Raw genomic sequence first — 23,523 nt, 5'->3', positions numbered from 1 at the left:
ATGTTTCGCGTTCCTTCCCGGCTACCGCGATCAAACAATGAAAACAGTTTTGAAACCACTTCCCCTGCTGCTGGCAGGCTTCGTTTTTTCCGCGCAGGCGGACGACATCCAAACCATGCAGCAGGTGACCGTGACCGGCACCAGCGACGGCCTGGCCGCCGGCGCCAGCGGCACCAAAGCCCAGGGCAGCCTGCTCGACGCGCCGCAATCGGTCAGCGTGGTGACCCAGGAAAGCCTGCGCAACCGCGCCGCGCTCACCAGCAAGGACGCGCTGGACTACGTCAGCAGCGTGGTGGCCGGCCAGGGCGAAGGCCGCCGCGACGAGTTCTATATCCGCGGCTTCTACTCGCTGCGCGACACCAGCCTCGATGGCGTACGCGACGACACGCTGTATTCGCGCGACCTGGCGACGGTCGAGAAGATTGAAGTGATCAAGGGCGCGGCGGCGGCGCTGTACGGACGCGGCTCGGCCGGTGGCCTGATCAACCGCGTCAGCAAGCAGCCGCGCGCCAGGCAGGAAACCGAAGTCTCCGCCACGCTGGGGTCGGACAACGAACGGCGCGTGAGCGTCGATGCCGGCGGTGCGCTGAGCGATACCGTCAACGGCCGCCTGATCGCCGTGTACGACACCGGCGACAGCTATCGCGACTTGGTCGAACATACGCGCAAGCTGCTGGCGCCCTCGGTGAAGTTTGCGCTGTCGCCGGCCACCTCGCTGCTGCTGCAGGCCGAGGTGCAGCGCGAGGACCGCACGCCGGATCGCGGCGTGCCGTCGCTTGCTGGCCGGCCGGTGGCGGTACCGCCATCGACCTTCTACGGCGAGAGCTACGACTACACCAAGACCGACAGCGACATGGCGAAGGTCAAACTGGAACACCGCTTCAACGACCGGCTGAAGCTGGAGAACACCTTCCAGTACAGCCGCACGGAACTTGAAGGCGTGAACACCCGCAACCGCCGCGTCAACGCGGACAACACCGTGTCGCGCCAGATCACCTACTTCCCGCAGACGCAGCGCAACCTGATCAACCAGACCGAGTTGGCCTACACGCTGGACAAGCACGCGCTGCTGGCCGGTGTGGAGCTGTCGGACCAGAAGCGCGACGTCGTCACCGCGCAAACCGGCATCGGCTTGCCGGTGAACCTGTACGCGCCGTCGCATGTGCTGCCGGCGCCCAGCCTGGGCGCCCTGCCCGTCGCGCTGAACAACGGCTTCACGGCCAAGACGCAGGCGCTTTACCTGCAGGACCAGATCACCATCGCGCCGCAGTGGAAGGCGCTGGCGGGCGTGCGCTTCGACCGCTTCCAGCAGGAGCAGACCAATCGCCTGACCGAGGTGTTCAGCGAGCGCACCGACAATGTGGTCTCGCCGCGCGCGGGCGTGGTGTATCAGCCGCTTGAGGGACAATCGTGGTATCTGAACCTGAGCCGCTCGTCGCAGCCTGGCGGCGGCGACCTGCTTTACACCGGCAGCACGCCGCTATCGCAGGTCAAGCCGCTGCAGACGGATTTGCAGGAAGTGGGCTACAAGCAGGAGTGGCTGGGTGGACGTATCTCCACCACCGCCGCGCTGTTCCGCATCGAACAGCGCAACCAATTGACGCTGGACCCGACCGACCCGGCCGGCCTGCGCCAGCTTCAAGTCGGCAAGCAGCGCAATGAGGGCGTGGAGCTGGAGCTGCAAGGCGCGCTGTGGCAAGGCGGCCGCCTGAACGCGTCCTACACCTACAACCACGCGCGCATCGTGGCGTCCAACGATATCCCGAGCGGCAACCGGGCGGAGATGACGCCGCGCCAGCGCGCGTCGCTGTGGGTGGACCAGGAACTGGGCGGCGCGTGGAGCGCTGGCGTGGGCGCGATTCTCAGCGGCGACCAGTTCGCGCTGTCCGACAATACCGTGCGCCTGCCCGGCTACGTCCGCGTGGACGCGGCGCTCAGCTATCGCGCCAGGCAGTATGAGGTGCGCTTCAAGTTGAACAATGTGGGCAATGCGCGCTTCTACGAATCGGCCATCAACAACGTGCAGATCCAGCCGGGCGCGCCGCGCAACGCCAGCGTGACGCTGACCACCCGCTTCTGATCCTGCCGGCGCTATTCGGCGTCCGGCTGCTGCGACGGGTGCGCCTGCTGGAAGGCGGGCAGCTCGTTGCAGGCGGCATGGATGCGCATGACAGTCGGATATGGCGTCATGTCCACGCCGAAGCGCTGGGCGCTGAACACTTGCGGCACCAGGCAGCAATCGGCCAGCGTCGGCGTGTCGGCGTGGCAGTAGCGGCCGGTGCGCGGGTCGTCGGCCAGCATGCGCTCCAGCGTCGCCAGGCCTAGCTGCAGCCAGTGCTGCTGCCATTCCAGCTTGACCTCCTCGCTTACCTTCAACTGCCCCTTCAGGTACTTCAGCACACGCAGGTTGCCCAGCGGGTGAGTGTCGGCGGCCACCGTCAGCGCCAGCGCGCGCACGCGGGCGCGGTCGGCCGCGCCGGACGGCAGCAACGGCGCTTGCGGGCGCGTCTCCTCGAGATACTCGATGATGGCCAGCGACTGGCCGAGCACGCTGCCGTCGTCGTCCAGCGTCGGCAGCAGCGCCGACGGATTGAGCGCGCGGTAGCTGTCGGTGAGCTGTTCGCCGCCGTCGCGCAGCAGGTGGACAGGCACGGCATCGTAGGCCAGGCCTTTGAGGTTCAGCGCAATCCGCACGCGGTAGGCGGCGGAACTGCGGAAGTAGGTGTAAAGCTTCATGCGAAATCTCGTTCTAGAATTGCGGCCGGCCGCGGTGGCGCCATCAACCACAACATGACGGCCGACAGCAGCGCCGGCACGGCGGCGATCACGAAGATCGTGCTGTTCGGCCAATTCATGCGTATCAGCTCACCGCCCAGCACCGGCCCGATGATGGAGCCGACCCGGCCCACGCCGAGGCTCCAGCCGATGCCGGTGGAGCGCAGCGTGGTCGGATAGTAGTTGGCCGCCAGCGCGTTGACGGCTGGCTGGCCGCCGACGATGCAGAAGCCCGCCACCAGGATCGCCAGGCACAGGAAGGCCAGCGACGCTTCCGGACGGCCGATCAGTACAATCGCCACGCCAGCCACCAGGAAGCCCGGTATCAGCACGCTGCGGAAGCTGGAGCGGTCGATCATTCGCCCCATCATCAGCGTGCCGATGGTGCCGCCGACCGGCAGGATGGTGCCGGCCAATACCGCCATGCTGGTCGACAGGCCGGCGCCCTTGAGGATGGTCGGCAGCCAGTTCGATAAAAAGTACAGGTTGAGCAAATTGAGGAAGTTGACCAGCCAAAGCAGCACGGTGGTGCGCGCGCGACCTTCGCGGAACAGCTCCGCCACCGAGCCGCGTTTGCCGGACTTCTCGTGCACCAGGTAGCGGCTGTCCGCATGCACGGGGGCCGACGGATCGATGCGGCGCAGCCACTGCGCCACGCGCTCGACGCGCTTGCCGCTCAGGACCACGTACTGCATCGATTCGGGCAGCATGAAGATCATCAGCAGGCCAATCGCCAGCGGCATGGCGCCGCCGACGTAGAACACCGACTGCCAGCCGTACGACGGAATCAGCGCGGCCGAAGCCAGGCCGCCGACCACGGCGCCCACGGTGAAGCCGCAGGAGACCAGCATCATCAAGGTGACGCGGCTGCGCACCGGGCTGTACTCGCCGGCCAGCGCCATCACGTTGGGCATGATGGCGCCCAGGCCGATGCCGGTGACGAAGCGCAGCCATTGCAGCTGTTCGAGCGTGGTGCACGATGGCGTGAGCAGCATGCAGACCGAGAAGAACATGGTGGCGCCGATCAGCACCGGGCGGCGGCCGATTTTGTCGGCCATCACGCTGAACACCAGCGAGCCGGCCAGCATGCCAAACAGGCCGGCGCCGAACACCGGCCCGAGACTGGCTTTGCTGACATGCCATTCCTGGATGATGGCCGGCGCCACATAGCCCATCGCCTGCACGTCGAAGCCGTCCATCAGGATGCACAGGCCGCACAGCACATACACGCCGATCTGGAAGGCGCCGATCTTGCTCTTGTCGATGAGCGCGGGGATATCCACTAATTGTTCCATCTTTGTCTCCTCCTGTCTCGCCGGCGCTTTAGCTGCGCTCTTTGTAGTGCGTGACGGTTTGTTCGATGGCGCCGAAGATGCTGGCGCCCTGCTCGTCCTTCATCTCGATCCGCACGCTGTCGCCGAACTTGAGGAAGCCGGTTTGCGGCTTGCCGCTTTCGATGGTCTCGTACATGCGCACTTCGGCCAGGCAGCAGTAGCCCACGCCGCCGTTGGCGATGCTCGATCCATGCAGGCTGCCCTGCTTGTTCGACACGGTGCCGGAACCGATGATGGTGCCTGCCGCCAGTTCACGCGTGGCGGCGGCATGCGCCACCAGTTGCGCGAAGTTGAAGGTCATGTCCTCGCCGGCGTTCGGCTTGCCGAAGGGCTGCTGGTTCAGGTCGACCAGCAGCGGCAGGTGCAGCTTGGTGTCGGCCCAGTGCGCGCCCAGTTCGTCCGGCGTGACCGCCACCGGCGAGAAGGCGCTGGCGGCTTTCGACTGGAAGAAGCCGAAGCCCTTGGCCAGTTCGTTCGGAATCAGGTTGCGCAGCGAGACGTCGTTGACCAGCATGACCAGGCGGATCGCCTTGGCGCAGTCGGCGGCGCTGGCGCCCATGCGCACGTCGCCGGTGACGACGGCCACTTCGGCCTCCAGGTCGATGCCCCACTCTTCGGACAGCGCGAAGATCGGATCGCGCGGGCCGATGAAGCTGTCGGAGCCGCCCTGGTACATCAGCGGATCGGTGTAGAAGGAGGCCGGCACTTCGGCGTTGCGCGCCTTGCGCACCAGCTCAACGTGGTTGATGTAGGCCGAGCCGTCGGCCCATTGGTAGGCGCGCGGCAGCGGCGAGTGGCAGTACTGCTGGTCGAACGGGTGGGTGTCGACCGCGTCGCCGGTGTTGAGCGATGCGTAGACCTGCTCCAGCGCGGGCGACACCAGCTCCCAGTTGTCCAGCGCGTGCTGCAGCGTGGCGGAGATCTTCGGTACGTGCTGGTAGCGCGACAGGTCGCGGCTGACCACCACCAGGCGGCCATCGCGGCTGCCGTCCTTCAGGGTCGCGAGCTTCATTCCTTCACCTCCGGCGCGTGCATCCAGGCGGCGTGCTTGGGCGCCTTGCGGGTCTGCGACCACTCTTCCAGCATCTCCCATTTGACGGCGTCGAGGCGCTGCATCATCTCCGGCGTGCCGGTGTTGACGGCCAGTTCGAGGCGGTGGCCGTTCGGGTCGAAGAAGTAGATCGATTTGAAGATGGTGTGGTTGATCGGGCCGATCACGCTGATGCCGGCGGCCTCCAGGCGCTCCTTGGCGGCCAGCAGTTCTTCCATGCTCTCCACTTCCATCGCCAGGTGCTGGACCCAGGCCGGGGTGTTGTGGTCGCGGTCCATCGGCGCCTGGGTCGGCAGCTCGAAGAAGGCCAGTACGTTGCCATGGCCGGCGTCCAGGAACACGTGCATGTACGGGTCCGGCGCTTTGGTGGATGGGACTTCGTCTTCGGCGATGGCCAGCACGAAGTCCATGTTCAGGTGTTTGACGTACCACTCGACGGTCTGCTTGGCGTCGATGCAGCGGTAGGCCACGTGATGTATTTGCTTGATTTTCATGTTTGTCTCCAACAAGGGCATGGCACATTAAATGCGAATTTCAGATATCATACAAATCGTATTTTTCAGCTCACTTATCAGGTTTCCCAATGAATCCTAGCTTGCGCCAGATGCGCGCCCTGGTGGCGCTCGCCAAGACCGGCAGCTTTACGCTGGCCGCCGAACACCTCAATGTGACGCAATCCGCGCTCAGCGGGCAGATCAAGGAGCTGGAGCAGATGCTGGGGGTGCGCGTGGTCGAGCGTACCACCCGCAAGGCGCAGCTGTCCGAGATCGGCCGCGAGCTCACGCCGCTGTTCGAGAAGATGCTGCAGGACCTGGACCGCGCCATGGCCGACATCGCCAGCCGCAAGGCGCTCAAGCAGGGTTCGGTGCGGGTGGCGGCGCCGCAGATGCTGTCCTGCACGCTCATCCCGGAGGTGATCGCCGCCTACAAGGAGCGCTATCCGGACGTGCAGGTGTGGCTGGCCGACAGTCCGGTGGAGATGGTGTCGGCGCGCGTGTTCAGCGGCGAGGCGGACTTCGGCATCGGCCCGGACCGCGACACCACCGCAGAGATCGAGGCGCAGCCGCTGTTCGAGATGCCGTTCGTGGTGGTGTATCCGCCCGGCCATCCGCTGGAGCGGCGCAAGCGCATCACCTGGGCCGACGTCAACGAGTTTCCGGTGATCTCGCTGCAGGGCCAGTTCACCGAGCGGCTGTTGCGCGACATGCACGCCTCGTTCCGCGAGCAGTCGCTGAATCCGTACAACGAAGTGACTTTCATGACCACGGCGCTGGCCATGGTGCATGCGCGGCTGGGCATCACGGTCTGCCTGCCATACGCGGAAAAGATGGTGCAGCTGTATGGACTGCAGATGCGGACCCTGGAATCGCCAGCGCTGACGCGGCGCTTCTTCGTCTACACGCGCAGCGCGCGGGCGCTGTCCCCCGCCGCCGAGAGCTTTGTCGCCTTCCTGCAGGAGTTTGCCGCTTCGCATCACTGGAATGTGCCGCAGTTATAATTGATCTATGACAGCAGATACCATCGCCATCAATCAACAGATGGACCAATTCGACGGCCACCACAGCGTCTGGCTGTTCGGCTACGGCTCGCTGATTTACAAGGCCGACTTTCCTTATCTTGAACGCCGTCCGGCCAGCATCGCCAACTGGACGCGGCGCTTCTGGCAGGGCTCGCACGACCATCGCGGCACGCCGGAGGCGCCGGGCCGCGTCGTGACCATCATCGAAGAGCCTGGCGCTGTGTGCCACGGCATGGCCTACCTGGTCACGCCGGAAGTGTTCACCCACCTGGACCATCGCGAGAAGAATGGCTACCTGCGGCTGGCGATCCCGATCTCATTTGAGGACGGCAGCAGCGTGGAGGGCCTGGTCTATATCGCCACGCCGGACAACACGGCCTTCCTCGGCGAAGCTTCCGAGCAGGAGATCGCGCGCCACATCGCCCGCTCCGCCGGCCCCAGCGGGCCGAACAGCGACTATCTCAACCACCTGGCCAACGCGCTGCGCGAGCTGGGCCGGCATGACCAGCATGTGTTCGAAATCGAGCGGCATCTGGCCGCGCTGAAAAACCATCAACCGTAACAATAACGAGGGCAACACCATATGACCCAAGTCGACCAGCGCCGCCGCACCCTCTGCATGCAACTACTCGGCGGCCTCGCCGGCATCGCCGTCGACGGTTCGGTCATGGCCCGGCCCTCCGTGGACGAGGCCACCAAGGTCTTCCGGCTCGACGGCGAGGGTGTTACCTACGCCTTCGGCGTCAACAGCGATGGGCAGTTGCAGTCGATGTACTGGGGCAGCGGCTTGTCCAGCGGGGACAGGCTGCCGGCGCCAGTGCCGGTGCCGGAAAACTCCTCCAATGAAATGCCGGTCACGATCACGCCGTTCGAGTTCCCTGGCTTTGGCGGCGGCCTGACCGTGGAACCCGCGCTGAAAGTGACCTTCCCGGACGGCGTTCGCGACCTCGTCTTGCGCTACGTGAGCCACCAGCTCGACAAGGACCGGATCGTGGTGCGGGTGAAAGACGCCAGCCGCGCCGTGCACGTGACCCTGACATATGCCATGGATGCAAGCACCGGCATCCTGGCCCGCTCGGCCGTGGTGGAAAACCGCACGGCCAGCTGGATCCAGCTCGACCAGCTGGCGGCTGCGAGCATCAACCTGCCATACCGAGACGATTACCGCCTTTCCTACCTGACCGGACGCTGGGGTGGGGAGTTCGCCTTGCAGACGCGCCCGATAGAGCCGGGCTCCACGGTGATCGAAAGCCGCAAGGGCGTCACTTCCCACCAAGCCAATCCCTGGATCGCAATCAGCCAGGCCGGCACGGAAGAAGAATCCGGCCCCGTGTGGTTCGGTGCGCTGGGTTGGAGCGGCTCCTGGCGCATCCATGTCGATATGGATGCACTGGGCGGCGTCCGCGCGACCGCCGGCTATAACCCTTTCGACTTCGCCTATCGCCTGAAGCCGGGAGAGAGCCTGGCGTCGCCCGTGTTCCACGCGGGGTATTCGGCGGACGGTTTTGGCGGCGCGTCCCGCATATTCCACCGCTACCAGCGCGAGCGCATCCTGCCCGGCGCGCCGCAGCCGCGCTTGCGCCCTATTCTCTACAATTCATGGGAGGCGACCACTTTCGCCGTGGATGAGGCGGGACAGGTGGCGCTGGCCGAGAAGGCGGCAAGCATCGGCGTCGAACGTTTCGTTGTCGACGATGGCTGGTTCGGCGCGCGCAACAGCGACAAGGCAGGCCTGGGCGACTGGGTCGTCAACCGGCAGAAATTCCCGAACGGACTGGCGCCGCTGATCAAACGGGTCAATGCGCTCGGCATGGAGTTCGGGCTGTGGGTGGAACCGGAAATGGTCAATCCGGACAGCGATCTGTATCGCGCCCATCCGGACTGGGTCATCAACTTCAAGGGCCGGCCGCGCAGCGAGGCACGCAACCAGTTGGTGCTGAACCTGGCGCGCAAGGATGTGTACGATCACCTACTTACCGTGCTCGACAAGCTCCTCGCGGAGCATGACATCGCCTTCCTCAAGTGGGACCACAACCGCGCGTGGTCGGAGCCGGGCTGGCCGGAGGCGGCCGGCGATCAGCAGAGGCTGTATGTCAGCTACGTGGAAAACCTGTACAAGCTGCTGGCGGAACTGCGCCGGCGCCACCCGAAGCTGGAGATCGAATCCTGCGCCAGCGGCGGTGGTCGCGTGGATCTCGGCATCATGGCGCTGACCGACCAGGTGTGGACCTCCGACAATACCGATCCGTTCGACCGGCTGCTGATCCAGGACGGCTTCAGCCACGCCTACGCACCGGGGATCATGATGGCCTGGGTGACCGATGCGCCGAACTACCTCAACAAGCGCGTCACGTCGCTGGAATACCGCTTCCTGTCGTCGATGCAGGGTTCGCTGGGTATCGGCGCCAACCTGAATCACTGGCGGGAAGAGGATTTTGCCACGGCAAAGCGCCTGGTCGCGGAGTACAAGACGATCCGGTCGACGGTGCAGCGAGGGAAGCTGTACCGTCTCGTGTCGCCACAGCGCGGAGCGGCGCGCTCGGCCACGCTGTCCGTGGCGCAGGATGGCAAGCAGGCCGTGCTGTTCGCGTTCCTGCACTCCGGCGGCAGGCGCAATCCGCAGCCAGGCATCCAGCTGCGCGGGCTCGATCCGAAGCGGAATTATTCGCTCCGTGCGATTTCCGGCAGCGCGACGGCGCAGACTCCGCAAGTTGCCAGCGGCGCTTACTGGATGGGGCGCGGTATCGATGTCGTGCTGGAGGGGGACTTCCAGGCTGCCGCCTTTGTGCTGGAAGGCGCTTGAACTAGTTCAGGCTGGCGAGGTAGGCGCACAGCATGTCGGCCAGCGCTTCCGAGTAGGCGTGGATTTCTTTAGCCGTGCGCGGGGTTTCCGAAAACTGTTTGCCGACTGAGCTGAAGGTTGTCATCACGAGGTCGCCGGCCAACACGCGCACGCTGTCCGGCGACTTGGGCAGGGCTTCGCGCATGAATTGTTCGATGATGCGGTCGGCCGCCGCGCGCGTCTCATGCGCTTCGGGCGTGTCGCGGTAGAACGGGGCGGCGTCGTTGAGCGCGGTGCGGATCTCGGCCTCCTCGCACTCCGAGCGCAGGAAGGCGTGGACCAGCAGACGCAGCCGCTCCAGCGGCGGCTTGCGCATGTCCTGCAGGATGGTGATCAGCATCTCGGTCGTCTGCCGCCACTCGTCCGCCTGCAGCCTGAACAGGATGGACGCCTTGTTCGGAAAGTACTGGTACACCGATCCCACGCTCACGCCGGCACGCTCCGCCACCCGCGTGGTGGTAAAGCGGCGCACGCCCTCCTTCGCCAAAACCTGAATAGCCGCTTCGAGTATGGCCGAAACCAGGTCGGCCGAGCGCGCCTGTTTGGGCTTCCTGCGCGAGGAGATAGTGGCTTTTGCAGGTTCTGTCATGGGGTGGTTTCGGAATGCGAATATGAAATGTGAAGGATTATTCATATTATATCCGTACTTCTTTTGAAAGGAATCACCCATGACAACCCTGACCACCAATCCCGTCGCGCCGCTGCTCGACCGCCTGTTTGACGAAGCCGCCAAGGTGCAGATCTCCGCCATCCCGGCTGTCGCCGAATTGTCCAAGGACGAGCGCGACCGCCTGATGCACAGCAAGACGGAATACATCAACCTCTACCATCGGCTGAAGGACGTGCCGCTGCCGGTGTCGCGCCAGACCGGCGAACTGCTATACATGCTGGCGCGCAGCTGCAACGCCCGCAACGTGGTCGAGTTCGGTACGTCGTTCGGCATCTCGACCTTGTACCTGGCCGCCGCGCTGCGCGACAACGGCGGCGGCCATTTGATCACCAGCGAGTTCGAGCCGTCCAAGGTGGCGCGGGCGCGCGGCCATCTGCAGGAAGGCGGCCTGCTCGACCTGGTGGACATCCGCGCCGGCGACGCGCTGGAGACGCTCGCCACCAACCTGCCGGAGCAGATCGACCTGCTGCTGCTCGACGGCGCCAAGGCGCTCTACCCCGAGATCCTCGGCCTGGTGCGCAGCCGCTTGCGGCCGGGCGCGCTCATCATCGCGGACAACGCCGACATGAACCCGGATTATGTGGCGATGGTGCGCTCACCCGCGTCAGGCTATATGTCGCTGCCGTTCGGGGAGGATGTCGAGCTGTCCGTCCTCATTGGTGCGGCGGTCTCAGAATAAATCCATCTGCCCGGCAGCGGCGGCCGCCTTGGCGCGCGCGCCAAGCGGCGGCACCACCAGCGGACGCGTGAACTGTGACGCGTCCATGTTGTGGAAGCGGCTGCCGCGCCCGGTCAGGCCGAGGCGCTCGGTGGCGATCTTGAAGCGCTGCCGTATCAGCTCGGCCCAAACGCCCTCGCCTTTCATGCGGGCGCCAAAGGTGCTGTCGTAGTCTTTACCGCCGCGCATTTCACGCACGCGGTTCATCACGCGTTGTGCCCGCTCGGGGAAGTGCGCCTCCAGCCACTGGTGGAACAGCGGCGCCACTTCCCATGGCAGGCGCAGCACCGTGTAGTGGGCGCTGACGGCGCCGGCCTCCTTCACCGCTTCCAGGATGCGCTCCAGGTCGGGTTCGGTGACGAAGGGGATGATGGGCGCGACGCTGACCGCGACAGGAATGCCGGCGTCGGTCAGCGTGCGTATCGTGCGCAGGCGGCGGGCCGGCGCGGCCGCGCGCGGCTCCAGCGTGCGCGCGATGGCCGGGTCCAGCGTGGTCAGCGTGATGGCGACGCCGGCCTGCTCCTTGGCCGCCATCGCGGACAGGATGTCGATGTCGCGCTCGATCAGCGAGGACTTGGTGATCAAGCCCACCGGATGCTGGCATTCCTGTAGCACCTCCAGCACGCGGCGGGTGAGTTTGCGTTCACGCTCGCAGGGCTGGTAGGCGTCCGTGTTGACGCCGAGCGCGATCGAGGACGGCTCGTAGCTCGGCTTGGCCAGTTCACGCCGCAGCACTTCCGGCGCGTTGACCTTGGCGAAGATCTTGCTCTCGAAATCCATGCCCGGCGACAGGCCCAGATAGCTGTGCGTGGGCCGAGCGAAGCAGTAAATGCAGCCGTGCTCGCACCCACGATACGGATTGAGCGAGACGCTGAACGGCAAATCCGGCGAGGCGTTGCGGCTGAGGATGGACTTGCAGAGTTCGTCCGTGACCACCGTCTTCCACGGCGCTGCTTCCTCCTCCTCCTCGCGCTCCCAGCCGTCGTCGTACACCTCGCGGATGTTGACCTCGAAGCGGCCCTGCAGGTTTGACACCGCGCCACGGCCCTTCTGCGCCTTCAGCGAGGGCGGCGGCAGCATCACATGCTCTTGATTATTTTCATCGTGGGACATCGCGGCACCAAACTACTGTATATATAGACAGTATTCTATGCGCTTGAAATAGCGATATCAAGCTAAATATCAATCGCGCGGGGTTGCTGCCTTGGGGGCAACGTGGTCAAGCTGGTATCATGCAGGACTTCCGGGGGATGGAATTCCCCGCGCCTTGCGCGCCCCCAACCCACACCTCGCCAGGATGCCGCCGATGCGGCGCCCCGGCTCACCCGATACGAGCACACAAACATGAACAATTCGAGTCAACCATTGCCGTCTTTTTTTAGCAGGATATCGATCGCGATCGGCGCCTTTTTCCGCGCCCTGTCCGACGCCGACTACGCAGCGCGCCTGACGCGCATCGACGACGCGCCGCAACCGGCCGCCGCGCCGGTCGCAACGCCTGCTCCGAAGCCAGCGCCGGCCCCCGCGCCGCTGCGCGTGGCCACGCCGGATGCGGCCCTGCAGCTTCTGAGCCTGTTCCAGCGCGAGGCACGCCTGATCGACTTCACCCAGGAGAACCTGAGCGCTTATTCCGACGCCGACATCGGCGCCGCCGCGCGCGTGGTGCATGAAGGATGCAGCAAGGTGCTGCGCGAGCACTTCACCATCGAAGCTGTGCGCAGCGAGGCCGAAGGCAGCCGCATCGTGCTGGAAGAAGGCTTCGACGCCAGCGCCGTGCGCCTGACCGGCAATGTGGTCGGCAGCGCGCCGTTCCGCGGCGCCTTGAGCCATCGCGGCTGGCGCGCCTCCAACGTGCGCCTGCCGAAACTGGCGGAAGCGCATGACGCGTCCATCCTGGCGCCGGCGGAGGTGGAATTATGAGCGATCCACGCTACGCCATCGGCATCGACCTTGGCACCACGCACAGCGCGTTGTCCTATGTGGACCTGGGCGCCAGCGACGGCGAGAAAACCCAGCACGGCGTGCTGGCCATTCCTCAGCTGACCGCACCGGGCACGGTGGAAGAGCTGCCGCTGCTGCCCTCCTTCCTTTACCTGCCGCACGCGGACGAACTGGCGCCGGGCGAATTGAGCCTGCCATGGCCGCAGTCGCCGGAAGAGCAGACCAGCGTGGCCGGCGAGATGGCGCGCAGCCGTGGCGCCACCACGCCGATCCGCCTGGTCTCCAGCGCCAAGAGCTGGTTGAGCCATCCAGGCGTCGACCGCCGCTCCGCGCTGCTGCCGAACGACGCGCCGGAAGAAGTGTCGCGCGTCTCGCCGCTGGAGGCGTCCACGCGCTACCTGACGCACTTGCGCAAGGCATGGGAACAGGCCCACCCCGACGCGCCGTTCGGCGAGCAGGCGGTGACGGTGACGATCCCCGCCTCATTCGATCCAGGCGCGCGCGAACTGACGGCCGATGCGGCGCGCGCCGCCGGCTACACCAATCTGACTTTGCTGGAAGAGCCGCAAGCGGCCCTGTACAGCTGGATCCAGGGCAGCGAAGGCCGCTGGCGCAAGGAGGTTAAGCCGGGCGACATCATCCTGGTGGTGGACGTGGGCGGAGGCACCAGCGACTTTTCGCTGATCGCCGTGCTGGAACGCGACGGCGTGCTGGAACCGCACCGCATCGCGGTGGGCGACCATATCCTGCTGGGCGGCGACAATATGGACCTGGCGCTGGCGCACCTGGTGGCGCGCAAGCTGGCCGCCAATGGCACGCAGCTTGACGCGTGGCAGATGCGCGCGCTGACCTACGGCTGCCGCACCGCCAAGGAAAAGCTGCTGGCCGACGCCAGCGTGGATACCTGGCCTATCGTGGTGCCGAGCCGTGGCTCGAAACTGATCGGCGGTTCGATCCGCACCGAACTGACGCGCGACGAGGTGACCACCTTCATCCTCGACGGCTTCTTCCCGCAGGTGGATGCGGCGGCGCGTCCGGCGGTGCGCACGCGCGCGGGCCTGACGCAGCTTGGCCTGCCGTATGCGCAGGACGCGGGCATCACGCGCCACCTGGCGGCGTTCCTGGCGCGCCAGCTCGGCGCCACCAGCGAACTGGAAGGCTACGCCGGCAAGCAAAACGCCGACGCGACCTTCCTGCATCCGACTGCGGTGCTGTTCAACGGCGGCGTATTCAAGTCGGAGCTGCTGGCGCAGCGCATCATGGGCACCATCAATGACTGGCTGTACATGGAGGGCTCCGAGCCTGCGCGCATGCTGGGCGGCGCGGACTTGGACCTGGCGGTGGCGCGCGGCGCGGCCTACTACAGCTACGTGCGTCGCGGCAGCGGCGTGCGCATTCGCGGTGGTACGGCGCGTGCGTACTACGTGGCGATCGAATCGTCGATGCCGGCCATCCCCGGCATGGAGCCGCCGATCCAGGCGCTGTGCGTGGCGCCGTTCGGCATGGAGGAAGGCAGCGAGATTGAGCTGCCGAACCAGGAGTTCGGCCTGGTGGTCGGCGAGCCGGTGCAGTTCCGCTTCTTCGGGTCATCGGTGCGCCGGCAGGACCAGATCGGCGACCTGCTGGACTTCTGGAGCGCCGATGAACTGATCGAGTTGAACGAGATCCAGGCGACGCTGTCGACCGAAGGCCGCACCGTCAGCGACGTGGTGCAGGTGCGCCTGCATGCGATGGCGACCGAGTCCGGCACGCTGGAACTGCAGGCGGTGGCCAACGACGGCCAGCGCTGGAAGGTGGAGTTCGACGTGCGCGCGGGTGCCCAAGCCTGAGCATGAGCCAATACGTCGTCAGCATCGATCTCGGCACCACCAACACGGTGCTGGCTTATTCGGAACCAGGCAGCGCGCAGATACGCCTGTTCGAAATCGAGCAGTTGGTGGCGCCGGGCGAAGTCGGCGCCGGCGCGCTGCTGCCGTCGATGCGCTATCACCCGGCGCAGGGCGAGCTGGCGGACGGCGACCTGCAACTGCCGTGGCCCTCGGCCGATGTCGCGGGTCTGCCGCAAGTGGTGGTTGGCCGACTGGCGCGTACCTTGGGCGCGCAGGTGCCGGGGCGGCTGGTTTCCAGCGCCAAGAGCTGGCTGTCGCATCCCCAGGTGGACCGCATGGCGCAGATACTGCCGTGGGGCGCCGAGGCCGATGTGGCCAAGGTGTCGCCGGTGGCGGCCAGCGCTTCCTACCTCGCGCATGTGCGAGCGGCGTGGAATGCGCGCTTCCCTGCGCATCCATTGGAACATCAACAGCTGGTGCTGACGATCCCCGCGTCGTTCGACGAAGGCGCGCGGGCGTTGACGCTGGAGGCTGCGCGCATCGCCGGCCTGCCTGACCTGCGCTTGCTGGAGGAACCGCAGGCGGCCTTCTACGACTGGCTGTTCCTCCAGCGCGCCACGTTGGCTGCGGACCTCGCGGCCACGCGCCTGGTGCTGGTCTGCGACGTCGGCGGCGGCACGACCGACTTCAGTCTGATCAAAGTCGAAATAGTCGACGGCCAGCCGCGGATCAGCCGCATCGGCGTGGGCAACCACCTGATACTTGGCGGCGATAATATGGACCTGGCGCTGGCGCATCTGGTGGAGGCGCGCATGGCTGGCGGCGACGCCACGCAAGCACGCCTGTCGGCCAGCCGGCTTTCGCAGCTGGCGGAACGCTGCCGGGCCGCGAAGGAACTGCTGCTCGCGGCCGACGCGCCGGAGCGCACCACCGTCACCCTGCTCGGCTCCGGCTCGCGCCTGATCGGCAGCTCGCGCTCGGCCGAGCTGACGCGCGATGAAGTCGCGGCGCTGGTGGTGGATGGATTCTTCCCGCTCAACGCAGCGCGGGAACCGGCGCAGCGCGGCCGTGGCGCCATCGTCGAATTCGGCCTGCCCTATGCCAGCGATGCGGCCATCACGCGCCACCTGGCCAGCTTCCTGCGCCAGCACGCGGCCGCCGCGCGCGAGGCGCTGGGCATCGCTGCGGACGACTCCATCCCCGTTCCCGATACGCTGCTGCTCAACGGCGGCGTGTTCCGCGCCCACGCGCTGGCCGCGCGGCTTGAGGCCACGCTGGCCAATTGGCGCGGCCAGCCGCTGACCGTTCTGCACAACGACAATCCTGACGTGGCGGTGGCGCGCGGTGGCGTCGCCTACGCGCTGGGCCAGGCGGGGCAAGCGCCGGTGATCGGCGGCGGCTCACCGCGCAGCTACTTCCTGCTGCTGGACGACGAGGCGCGCCACGACAAGCCGCGCCGCGCCATCTGCATCCTGCCACGCGGCAGCGCGGAGAACCGCGAGATCCTGCTGGCCGACCGCACCTTCGCGCTGCGTCTGGGACGGCCGGTACGCTTCCATCTGGCCTCCTCGATTTCCGAAGCCGCGCCGCCGCAAGCGGGTGAGCTGGTCGAGCTGCAAGCCGACGAATACGTCCAGCTGCCGCCTATCGCCACCGTGCTGCGCGACAGCAGCGCCGCCGATGCCCGCAAGGAGATCCCGGTGCAGCTGGCCGCAACGCTGAGCGAGGTGGGCACGCTGGACGTGCATTGCGTCGCCATCGAAGGCGGCCAGCGCTGGCTGCTGGAGTTCCAGCTGCGCGGTGCGGCCGTCGAAGAGGACAGCGATACCGCAGCGCCGAAAGAAGCGCCCATGCCGGCAGGCTTCGACGCGGCCATCGACAAGATTGATCGCATCTTCGGCAGCCGCGCGCAGCAGGTCGACATCAAGGAAGTCAAACAACTGCGCACACAGCTCGAACATCTGCTGGGCAGCCGCGAAAGCTGGGCCACGCCGCTGCTGCGCCGCCTGTTCGACGCGCTGATGCAGCGCGCCAAAGGCCGCCGCCGCTCGTCCGAGCACGAACGCGCGTGGCTGAACCTGAGCGGCTATTGCTTGCGTCCCGGCTTCGGCTACACGCTGGACGAGTGGCGCATCGAGCAGCTGTGGGCCATGTTCGACACCGGTGTCCAGCACCACAAGGACAGCCAGGTCTGCGCGGAATGGTGGACGCTGTGGCGCCGCGTGGCCGGCGGCCTGAGTGTGGAGGCGCAGCTGCGCGTGCTGGACGATTTCGCCTTCAACGTGCAGGCCGACGACCAGGAACGCGGACGCCGTCCGCAGACGCTGGTCAACGGCAGCGAGGAAGACATGCTGCGCTTGGGCGCATCGCTGGAGCGCATCCCCGGCAACTACAAGGCCGAAATCGGCGCCTGGATGCTGGGCCGGCTGGAGGCGGCGACCAAGGCCGCGAGCAAGGCGGCAGCCAACAAGACCCGCAACGGCGCGGCCGATGCCGGCAAGGCCGAAGCGGCGCAGGCGCGCTTCCTGTGGGGTTTGAGCCGGGTCGGCGCGCGCCAGCCTTTCCACGGCAGCGCGCATGATGTGGTGGAGTCGGCGGTTGTCGAACAATGGCTGGCCGTTATCCTGTCGCTGGACTGGAAGAAGGTGGAGCCGGCCGGTTACGCGGCCACCCATCTGGCGCGCATGACGGGCGACCGTTCGCGCGATATCGGCGAAGCGCTGCGGGCGGAAATCCTGCGGCGCCTTGCCGCCGTTGGCGCGCCAGCCAGCTGGAGCGCGATGGTGCGCGAGGTGGTGCAGCTCGACCAGGCGGACGAAAAACGCATGCTGGGCGAGGCCCTGCCTCCTGGCTTAAAGCTGATCGCCTGACGGCGGCCGCGCCACGTAGCTTGCCTGCTGGGCGACGAAACCGTCGAAGGCGTCGATCAGCGGGTTGAATTTGTTTATATCGTTTTCCAGCTGGGCCAGCGCGTAGACCGTGGCCTCCAGCGTGGACAGCTGATCCGGCAGGTGCGCCTTGCGGATCAGGTAGTGCGACGGCGGTGTGTCGCGCAGAGGCAGGCGAGGCAGGCCTTGCAGCGCCGGATTCAGATACAGCATCTTGCGGCTTTTGCGCCAGGTCCCGTCCAGCACCACCAGGCGCAGGAGCTGCGGCTCGCGCAGCCAGTCCGCATCAAATGGCTGCGCGGGCGTCAGGCCCAGCGACTTGTCCTCGGCGGTGTCGGGGTACAGCAACACGCTGCGGCGCTCGGGCGACAACAGCGCCCGCAGGTGCTCCGGCGCGAACGTCTCCCCTACTTCCAGACGGCTATTGGCCAGGCTCAGATGCAGCAGGCGCGCGCTGCCCTTGGCGTTGTTCACTTCCATCGGGTGTTGAAGGATCAGCACCTCCACCGTGTTCGGCAAGCGCGCTACCCAGCGGCAGATGCAGGTCCGCTGCGGGCGCAGGCACGTGGCGCATTGCGCGCGCGTGGGTCGTGGAGTGGCTGGAGCGGCGTCGCCGCCGGTACTGGTCGTCATAGGCCGCCATTGTACCGAAGGCGTGGGCCGCGCTGTTTAGAACTCTTCCCAGTCGGATTCGCTGGAAGCCGCGGTCGTGCGTTTGGGCGCCACTGCCAGGGCTTTCCTGGGCGCGGCGGCCACCGCCGGCGCCGGACGCCGTGGTGGTGGCGCAACGCGCGGCCGCGCAGGCGGCAAGGCGCGCGCCTGCATCGCCATCTGCGAGGCATCCAGCTTGAACACGCCGACCGCCTCCGCCAGCTTGGCCGATTGCTCCTGCATCGATTCCGCCGCCGCCGCGGCCTCCTCCACCAGCGCCGCGTTCTGCTGCGTCACCTGGTCCATTTGCGTGATCGCGTCGTTCACCTGTGCGATGCCGAGGCTCTGCTCTTCGCTGGCGTGGCTGATCTGGCTCATGATCTGCGTGACGCGGCTGATGCTGGTGACGATTTCGCTCATCGTCTGGCCAGCCTTGTCGACCAGGTCAGAACCCAGCGCCACCTTCTGCACCGAATCGTCGATCAGGCCTTTGATGTCCTTGGCGGCTGCGGCCGAGCGCTGTGCGAGGTTGCGCACCTCGGACGCCACGACGGCGAAGCCGCGTCCCTGCTCGCCGGCGCGCGCTGCTTCCACCGCCGCATTCAGGGCCAGGATATTGGTCTGGAAGGCGATGCTGTCGATGACCGAAATGATGTCGACGATCTTGCGCGACGAGTCATTGATCGAGCCCATGGTACTGACCACTTCTCCCACCACGGCGCCGCCACGGCTGGCGATCTCGGAGGCGGTGACGGCCAGCTTGTTGGCCTCGCGGGCGTTTTCGGCGTTGAAGCGCACGGTCGATGTCAGCTCCTCCATCGAGGATGCGGTCTCCTGCAAGGAGCTGGCCTGCTGCTCCGTGCGCGAGGACAGGTCGTGGTTGCCGGCTGCGATCTCGGTCGACGCGGTGGCCATCAAATCGGTGCCGTTGCGTACCTGGGCGACGATGTTGACCAGGTTCGCGTTCATGGTCTTGAGGGCGTTCATCAGCTGGCCGGTTTCGTCGGCGCTGTTGACCTGGATGTCGCTGGTCAGATCGCCCGACGATACCGTCTCCGCCACCTTCACCGCCTCGTTGATCGGCGTCGTGATGGTGCGGGTGATCCACCAGGCGGCGACTACGCCCATCGCAATCGCGGCCAGTCCCAGTATCGTCAACAGCGTGCGGCCGCTGGCGTACTGCTGCTGGATTTCGAGCGCCGCCTTATCCAGCAAGGCGGTCTGCATGTCGGAGAATTTTTTCAGCGCGTCCAGATAGAGGATGCGGTTCCGCGTCATGTCGCCCTCGTAGAGGCTCTTGCCCTTCTCGAGATCACCGGCGCTCTTGGCGGCGAAGACGGCCTTGCGGACGTCTGTGTACGCCTTGCGCGTGTCCAGCACCTTCTTGAAGAGGGGTTTGAGTTCCTCGTCGTCGATGGCGGCGCCGATCTGGTCCTGGATCTGGGTCGCGCGGCCGGAGGATTCGGCCATCATGCCTTCGAGTTTTTTCTGGTCGGCCGGATCGGCCACCATCCACGCACCGGTGGTGCGCGCCGCGTTCACTTCGATGATCTTGCCCCACTCCGCGATCAGCCGCTCGTCGCGGATTTTCACGTTGATCATCTCATCGGTCATTGAGCTTGCACTGCTCAGGCGAAGAATGCCGATGATGGTCATCGCCGTCAGCATCAACAGGATGAGAGAAAAACCGAAACCCAGGCGTGTGCCGATCTTCAGATTGTTCATAGCTGTCCTCAAAGCGTGATGGGGGCCCTTCAGCCCATGCTAGCACTATCTGAGGTCAAACTATAGTCCGAAATGAAATATTTCACAACAGAAATATTCACTCTCCTGCGGGCTTTGCGTCCAGCAGTTCTTCGACGCTGGCGATGGCGGCGGGATCCTTGATGACGGCACGCAGCCAGACGTGCAGCGGCATGTCGCCCCAGCTGGCGGCTTTGTCGGCCAGGTAGGCCACGGGGCTGTGCGGTTCCGTGCGACGGAAGAAGTCCGCCACCATGCGCAACTGCGCCAGCGCCTGGCGGCGGTCCTGCAGCGGTCCAGTGGCGGCGGGCGTGGCCGGGCCGCCGGCCGCATCGCGGCCGGTGGGCGCCGCCTGCATCGAGCCTGCCGGCGCCAGGCTGCGGATGATGGTTTGCAGGCTGTCCTTGGCGGCGCTGAAGCCTGGCCCGTCGGCGCCGAGCCGCTGGTCGACGATGCGTTCCAATTCGGTCAGCGCGGCGAGGCAGTATTCGGCATCCGGCAGCGGCGAGGCGCCCTCCTTCAACGCCGCCTCCTTGACCAGGGCCGGCGTGCGGCTCAGGAGCCAGAACAGATTGCCGATGCGCTGCTCGTAGTCGCCATCCTCGGCGACCGGGTACATGTCGTCCCAGAAGCGTTCACACAAGCCGGTCAGCAGCGCGTAGCCTTCGCCGAGGCCGCGCAGGCCACTCGTTTTGGCGTGCGCCTCCGCCAGCCAGACGGCCAGCCGCATGTCCTTGCTGCGGGTCGCGATCATGCCGGCGCTGCGGCTGGCGACAAAGGGCCAGTCGGCCTCCTTCAGCGCGGCGATCCATTCGCCCTGGTCCAGCGTGGGATCGTCGTACACGCGCGCCTGCGCGATGCCGTCCACTTCCGCGCTGAAGGCGAGATCCTCGCCGCAAGGTTGGGCTGCGCTGATGGGCTGCAGCAGCTGAGCGATATCGAACATGGTCGGCCTCCCGTGCTATTTGATGGTGTATTTGAACTGGCCCTGCTTGCTGGCGCCGACCTTGATCTTGCCGATAACGGCGCCCTCAGACATCCGCTGCAGCACTGCTTCGGCGATTTCCGGCAGCAGGCTGCCATTGAGGATATGGTCGACGTTGCGGGCGCCGGAATCGACCTCGGTGCAGCGCGCCAGCACCGCTTCGACCAGCGCCTGGTCGTAGCTGAACTCCGCATGGTGGTGGTCGCGGATGCGCTGGCCGATGCGGTCGAGTTTTAGCGCGATGATCTGCGCCAGCACCGCGTCCGGTATCGGATAGTACGGCACCACTTTCAGGCGGCCCAGGAAGGCGGGTTTGAAATGCTTGACCAAGTGGGGTCGCAACAGTTCTTCAAGCTCCGCCTCGGCCGGCGGCGTTTCTTTGTTCAGGCAAGCTTGCATGATGGCGGCCGAACCGGCATTGGAGGTGGCGATGATGATGGTGTTGCGGAAGTCGATCTCGCGTCCCTCGGCGTCGTCCATCACGCCTTTGTCGAAGACCTGGAAAAACAGTTCGGTCACGTCGGGGTGCGCTTTTTCGATTTCGTCGAGCAGCACCACGCTGTAGGGATTGCGCCGCACCGCTTCGGTCAGCACCCCGCCCTGCCCGTAGCCGACGTAGCCCGGCGGCGAACCTTTCAGGCCGGAGACGCTGTGCGCTTCCTGGTATTCGCTCATGTTGATGGTCAGGAGCTTGCGTTCGCCGCCGTACAGCAGGTCGGCCAGGGCCAGCGCCGTTTCGGTCTTGCCGACGCCTGACGGGCCGACGAACAGGAATACGCCCTTCGGCTTGTTCGGGTCATCGAGGTTGGCGCGGGCGGTGCGCACGCGTTGGGCCACGGCGGCGATGGCGTGCGCCTGGCCGAGGATGCGGGTCTGCAGCGCGTCCTGCAGTTTGAGCACGGTGCGGATTTCGTCCTTGACCATTTTACCCAACGGGATACCGGTCCAGCCGGAGACGATGGCGGCGACGGTGGAGGCATCCACGTCCACCGGCACCATCGGCGTTTCGCCCTGCAGCGCCGCCAGCTCCTCGCGCAGCGCCTGGACTCTCGCGGCGCCGTCGTGCGCCGCGCGCTCACGGGCAATTGCGGCGACCAGGGATTGCTCGCGCTGCCAATGTTCGCTGTGCCGCGCATGCTCGGCCTGCAGCATGGCATGCGCTTCCTGCCTTTGCCGCAGCCGCGACGCGTGCACCTGCTGGTCCTCCTCGCGCCGCAGGGCGGCAATTTCGGTGCTCAGGCGTTCCATGGCCTTGGCGACGTTCTCCAGCAGCGCAGGCGTTCCGCTTTGCGCCAGTGCCACCCTCGCGCAGGCGGTATCGAGCACGCTGATCGCCTTGTCCGGCAACTGGCGGCCGCTGATGTAGCGATGCGACAGCCGCACCGCCTCGGTCACCGCTTCGTCGCGGATGCGGATGCCGAAGTGCCGTTCCATCAGCGGTGTCATGGCGCGCAGCATGGCGCTGGCGACTTCCTCGGTCGGCTCATCGACCTTGACGACCTGGAAGCGCCGCGCCAGCGCAGCGTCCTTTTCGAAGTACTTCTTGTATTCGCTCCAGGTGGTGGCGGCGATGGTGCGCAGTTCGCCCCGCGCCAGCGCGGGCTTGAGCAGGTTGGCGGCATCGTTCTGGCCGGCCTGGCCGCCCGCGCCTATCATCGTGTGGGCCTCGTCGATGAAAAGGATGATGGCGTGCGGGCTTTGCTTGACTTCGTCGATGACGTTCTTCAGGCGGTTTTCGAACTCGCCCTTGACGCTGGCGCCGGCCTGCAACAGGCCCATATCCAGCGTGCGGATCTCCACGCCTTTCAGCACATCCGGCACGTCGCCGGCGGCGATGCGCAAGGCCAGGCCTTCCACCACGGCGGTCTTGCCGACGCCCGCCTCGCCGGTCAGAATGGGATTGTTCTGCCGGCGGCGCATCAGGATGTCGATCGCCTGGCGTATCTCGGCTTCGCGGCCGATCACCGGATCGAGCTTGCCGTCGCGCGCCAGCTTGGTCAGGCTGGTGGTGTACTGATCGAGCGCCGGAGTGCGCGGGCCGCCTTGCGGCGCCATGTCGGCAAGCGGGGCGACGGGGGCAGCGTCGACTGCGGTCGTTTCTTCCTGCGAGCCATGGGTATATTTCTCCAGCTTGTGCTTGACCTCATCGATGGGAATCCGCGCGAACAGCGGCGAAGCACGCTGCGCCAACTGCGACAGGTCCGGCTCCGTCAGCAGCGCGACCAGCAGGTGTGCGCTGCGGATGCGGTGTGGCTGCGGCGTCGCCAATGAGGCGATCAGCCATGCGTGTTCCAGCAGCAGCGGCAGTTCGCGCGAGAACACCGGCGTGCGGGTGCTGCCGGTCTTGAACTGGCTGACTTCACGGTGCAGGTCCGCCTCCAGCGCCTCGGTGCTGACGCCGCACTGGCGGGCGATCAGCACCACATCGCATCGCTCCTGCTCCAGCAAGGCGAGGAACAGGTGCTCCACTTCCACTTCGTACTGGCCGAGCGCCACGCAGATGCTGGCCGCGCGCGTGGCGGCCAAGCGGGTGGTGTCATTCAGCTTGCCGATCAGGGTTTTCAGATTCAGGTTCAT

The 23,523-nt window shown here is 66.2% G+C and carries 18 protein-coding genes; 8 read left to right on the top strand and 10 right to left on the bottom strand.

The features are described from left to right. Nucleotides 1-49 precede the first annotated feature (49 nt). Nucleotides 50-2,080 (top strand): TonB-dependent receptor, encoded by a 2,031-nt coding sequence (locus ACUJB0_RS06810; protein WP_444844566.1) that lies wholly within the window; start codon nucleotides 50-52, stop codon nucleotides 2,078-2,080. An 11-nt stretch (nucleotides 2,081-2,091) separates the two neighbouring features. On the opposite strand, the gene maiA is transcribed toward ACUJB0_RS06810, so the two are convergent. From maiA to ACUJB0_RS06790, 4 genes are read right to left on the bottom strand one after another with little or no spacing between them, the layout of a single operon-like run. After that, nucleotides 2,092-2,736: a maleylacetoacetate isomerase gene (maiA, locus tag ACUJB0_RS06805; protein WP_444844565.1), complete on the bottom strand. Its 645-nt coding sequence runs from the start codon at nucleotides 2,734-2,736 to the stop codon at nucleotides 2,092-2,094. After that, nucleotides 2,733-4,070: an MFS transporter gene (locus tag ACUJB0_RS06800; RefSeq protein ID WP_444844564.1), complete on the bottom strand. Its 1,338-nt coding sequence runs from the start codon at nucleotides 4,068-4,070 to the stop codon at nucleotides 2,733-2,735. Before ACUJB0_RS06800 ends, maiA begins: the two co-directional genes overlap by 4 nt. A 28-nt stretch (nucleotides 4,071-4,098) precedes the next feature. Beyond that, nucleotides 4,099-5,121, bottom strand: coding sequence for a fumarylacetoacetate hydrolase family protein (locus tag ACUJB0_RS06795; protein WP_444844563.1), 1,023 nt, complete (start codon nucleotides 5,119-5,121; stop codon nucleotides 4,099-4,101). After that, nucleotides 5,118-5,654 (bottom strand): VOC family protein, encoded by a 537-nt coding sequence (locus ACUJB0_RS06790; protein ID WP_444844562.1) that lies wholly within the window; start codon nucleotides 5,652-5,654, stop codon nucleotides 5,118-5,120. Before ACUJB0_RS06790 ends, ACUJB0_RS06795 begins: the two co-directional genes overlap by 4 nt. 89 nt (nucleotides 5,655-5,743) lie before the next feature. Here ACUJB0_RS06790 and ACUJB0_RS06785 point away from each other — a divergent pair, with 89 nt between their 5' ends. Genes ACUJB0_RS06785 through ACUJB0_RS06775 form a run of 3 tightly spaced genes read left to right on the top strand, consistent with a single transcriptional unit; the run spans nucleotide 5,744 to nucleotide 9,482 of the window. Continuing rightward, nucleotides 5,744-6,658, top strand: a complete 915-nt coding sequence (locus tag ACUJB0_RS06785) for a LysR family transcriptional regulator (protein WP_444844561.1) — start codon at nucleotides 5,744-5,746, stop codon at nucleotides 6,656-6,658. A gap of 7 nt (nucleotides 6,659-6,665) precedes the next feature. Beyond that, complete coding sequence (locus tag ACUJB0_RS06780; RefSeq protein WP_444844560.1) at nucleotides 6,666-7,241, top strand: gamma-glutamylcyclotransferase; 576 nt, start codon at nucleotides 6,666-6,668, stop codon at nucleotides 7,239-7,241. Between the two features lie 21 nt (nucleotides 7,242-7,262). Beyond that, nucleotides 7,263-9,482, top strand: a complete 2,220-nt coding sequence (locus ACUJB0_RS06775; RefSeq protein WP_444844559.1) for an alpha-galactosidase — start codon at nucleotides 7,263-7,265, stop codon at nucleotides 9,480-9,482. Between the two features lies 1 nt (nucleotide 9,483). On the opposite strand, the gene ACUJB0_RS06770 is transcribed toward ACUJB0_RS06775, so the two are convergent. Then, complete coding sequence (locus tag ACUJB0_RS06770) at nucleotides 9,484-10,110, bottom strand: TetR/AcrR family transcriptional regulator (protein ID WP_444844558.1); 627 nt, start codon at nucleotides 10,108-10,110, stop codon at nucleotides 9,484-9,486. Between the two features lie 79 nt (nucleotides 10,111-10,189). Between ACUJB0_RS06770 and ACUJB0_RS06765 the strand changes: the two genes are divergently transcribed. After that, entirely contained in the window at nucleotides 10,190-10,870 is a 681-nt protein-coding gene (locus tag ACUJB0_RS06765; protein WP_444844557.1) for an O-methyltransferase, read from the top strand. On the opposite strand, the gene ACUJB0_RS06760 is transcribed toward ACUJB0_RS06765, so the two are convergent. After that, on the bottom strand, nucleotides 10,862-12,022 hold the full coding sequence (locus ACUJB0_RS06760) for a PA0069 family radical SAM protein (RefSeq protein ID WP_444844556.1): 1,161 nt from the start codon (nucleotides 12,020-12,022) through the stop codon (nucleotides 10,862-10,864). The two genes, ACUJB0_RS06765 and ACUJB0_RS06760, sit on opposite strands and share 9 nt — an antisense overlap. Before the next feature lie 231 nt (nucleotides 12,023-12,253). Between ACUJB0_RS06760 and ACUJB0_RS06755 the strand changes: the two genes are divergently transcribed. From ACUJB0_RS06755 to ACUJB0_RS06745, 3 genes are read left to right on the top strand one after another with little or no spacing between them, the layout of a single operon-like run. Then, nucleotides 12,254-12,829, top strand: a complete 576-nt coding sequence (locus tag ACUJB0_RS06755) for a DUF2760 domain-containing protein (RefSeq protein ID WP_161082319.1) — start codon at nucleotides 12,254-12,256, stop codon at nucleotides 12,827-12,829. After that, nucleotides 12,826-14,679, top strand: coding sequence for an Hsp70 family protein (locus ACUJB0_RS06750; RefSeq protein ID WP_444844555.1), 1,854 nt, complete (start codon nucleotides 12,826-12,828; stop codon nucleotides 14,677-14,679). The genes ACUJB0_RS06755 and ACUJB0_RS06750 overlap by 4 nt, the downstream gene beginning before the upstream one ends. Before the next feature lie 2 nt (nucleotides 14,680-14,681). Next, the gene (locus tag ACUJB0_RS06745) at nucleotides 14,682-17,549 is read left to right on the top strand and encodes an Hsp70 family protein (protein ID WP_444844554.1); all 2,868 of its coding nucleotides are present in this window, start codon (nucleotides 14,682-14,684) and stop codon (nucleotides 17,547-17,549) included. On the opposite strand, the gene ACUJB0_RS06740 is transcribed toward ACUJB0_RS06745, so the two are convergent. The 4 genes from ACUJB0_RS06740 to tssH all read right to left on the bottom strand — a co-directional run bounded on the left by ACUJB0_RS06740 (nucleotide 17,532) and on the right by tssH (nucleotide 23,523). Then, entirely contained in the window at nucleotides 17,532-18,200 is a 669-nt protein-coding gene (locus tag ACUJB0_RS06740) for a tRNA-uridine aminocarboxypropyltransferase (protein WP_444844553.1), read from the bottom strand. The two genes, ACUJB0_RS06745 and ACUJB0_RS06740, sit on opposite strands and share 18 nt — an antisense overlap. 36 nt (nucleotides 18,201-18,236) lie before the next feature. Continuing rightward, nucleotides 18,237-19,943: a methyl-accepting chemotaxis protein gene (locus ACUJB0_RS06735; protein WP_444844552.1), complete on the bottom strand. Its 1,707-nt coding sequence runs from the start codon at nucleotides 19,941-19,943 to the stop codon at nucleotides 18,237-18,239. 97 nt (nucleotides 19,944-20,040) lie between these two features. Beyond that, the gene (tssA, locus tag ACUJB0_RS06730) at nucleotides 20,041-20,907 is read right to left on the bottom strand and encodes a type VI secretion system protein TssA (protein WP_444844551.1); all 867 of its coding nucleotides are present in this window, start codon (nucleotides 20,905-20,907) and stop codon (nucleotides 20,041-20,043) included. Nucleotides 20,908-20,922: 15 nt separating this feature from the next. Next, entirely contained in the window at nucleotides 20,923-23,523 is a 2,601-nt protein-coding gene (gene tssH, locus ACUJB0_RS06725; RefSeq protein ID WP_444844550.1) for a type VI secretion system ATPase TssH, read from the bottom strand.

Origin of the sequence: Duganella caerulea (genome assembly GCF_040362985.1) — a bacterium.
Lineage (GTDB): Bacteria > Pseudomonadota > Gammaproteobacteria > Burkholderiales > Burkholderiaceae_D > Rugamonas > Rugamonas vulcania.
The sequence above is the reverse complement of the archived record's forward strand: the minus strand, read 5'-3'. Positions and strand labels throughout refer to the sequence as shown.

Bases quoted from the DNA above. Each gene is read 5' to 3' on its own strand.
- maiA (WP_444844565.1), bottom strand. From the start codon at position 2,736: ATGAAGCTTTACACCTACTTCCGCAGTTCCGCCGCCTACCGCGTGCGG.
- ACUJB0_RS06800 (WP_444844564.1), bottom strand. From the start codon at position 4,070: ATGGAACAATTAGTGGATATCCCCGCGCTCATCGACAAGAGCAAGATC.
- ACUJB0_RS06795 (WP_444844563.1), bottom strand. From the start codon at position 5,121: ATGAAGCTCGCGACCCTGAAGGACGGCAGCCGCGATGGCCGCCTGGTG.
- ACUJB0_RS06790 (WP_444844562.1), bottom strand. From the start codon at position 5,654: ATGAAAATCAAGCAAATACATCACGTGGCCTACCGCTGCATCGACGCC.
- ACUJB0_RS06785 (WP_444844561.1), top strand. From the start codon at position 5,744: ATGAATCCTAGCTTGCGCCAGATGCGCGCCCTGGTGGCGCTCGCCAAG.
- ACUJB0_RS06780 (WP_444844560.1), top strand. From the start codon at position 6,666: ATGACAGCAGATACCATCGCCATCAATCAACAGATGGACCAATTCGAC.
- ACUJB0_RS06775 (WP_444844559.1), top strand. From the start codon at position 7,263: ATGACCCAAGTCGACCAGCGCCGCCGCACCCTCTGCATGCAACTACTC.
- ACUJB0_RS06770 (WP_444844558.1), bottom strand. From the start codon at position 10,110: ATGACAGAACCTGCAAAAGCCACTATCTCCTCGCGCAGGAAGCCCAAA.
- ACUJB0_RS06765 (WP_444844557.1), top strand. From the start codon at position 10,190: ATGACAACCCTGACCACCAATCCCGTCGCGCCGCTGCTCGACCGCCTG.
- ACUJB0_RS06760 (WP_444844556.1), bottom strand. From the start codon at position 12,022: ATGTCCCACGATGAAAATAATCAAGAGCATGTGATGCTGCCGCCGCCC.
- ACUJB0_RS06755 (WP_161082319.1), top strand. From the start codon at position 12,254: ATGAACAATTCGAGTCAACCATTGCCGTCTTTTTTTAGCAGGATATCG.
- ACUJB0_RS06750 (WP_444844555.1), top strand. From the start codon at position 12,826: ATGAGCGATCCACGCTACGCCATCGGCATCGACCTTGGCACCACGCAC.
- ACUJB0_RS06745 (WP_444844554.1), top strand. From the start codon at position 14,682: ATGAGCCAATACGTCGTCAGCATCGATCTCGGCACCACCAACACGGTG.
- ACUJB0_RS06740 (WP_444844553.1), bottom strand. From the start codon at position 18,200: ATGACGACCAGTACCGGCGGCGACGCCGCTCCAGCCACTCCACGACCC.
- ACUJB0_RS06735 (WP_444844552.1), bottom strand. From the start codon at position 19,943: ATGAACAATCTGAAGATCGGCACACGCCTGGGTTTCGGTTTTTCTCTC.
- tssA (WP_444844551.1), bottom strand. From the start codon at position 20,907: ATGTTCGATATCGCTCAGCTGCTGCAGCCCATCAGCGCAGCCCAACCT.
- tssH (WP_444844550.1), bottom strand. From the start codon at position 23,523: ATGAACCTGAATCTGAAAACCCTGATCGGCAAGCTGAATGACACCACC.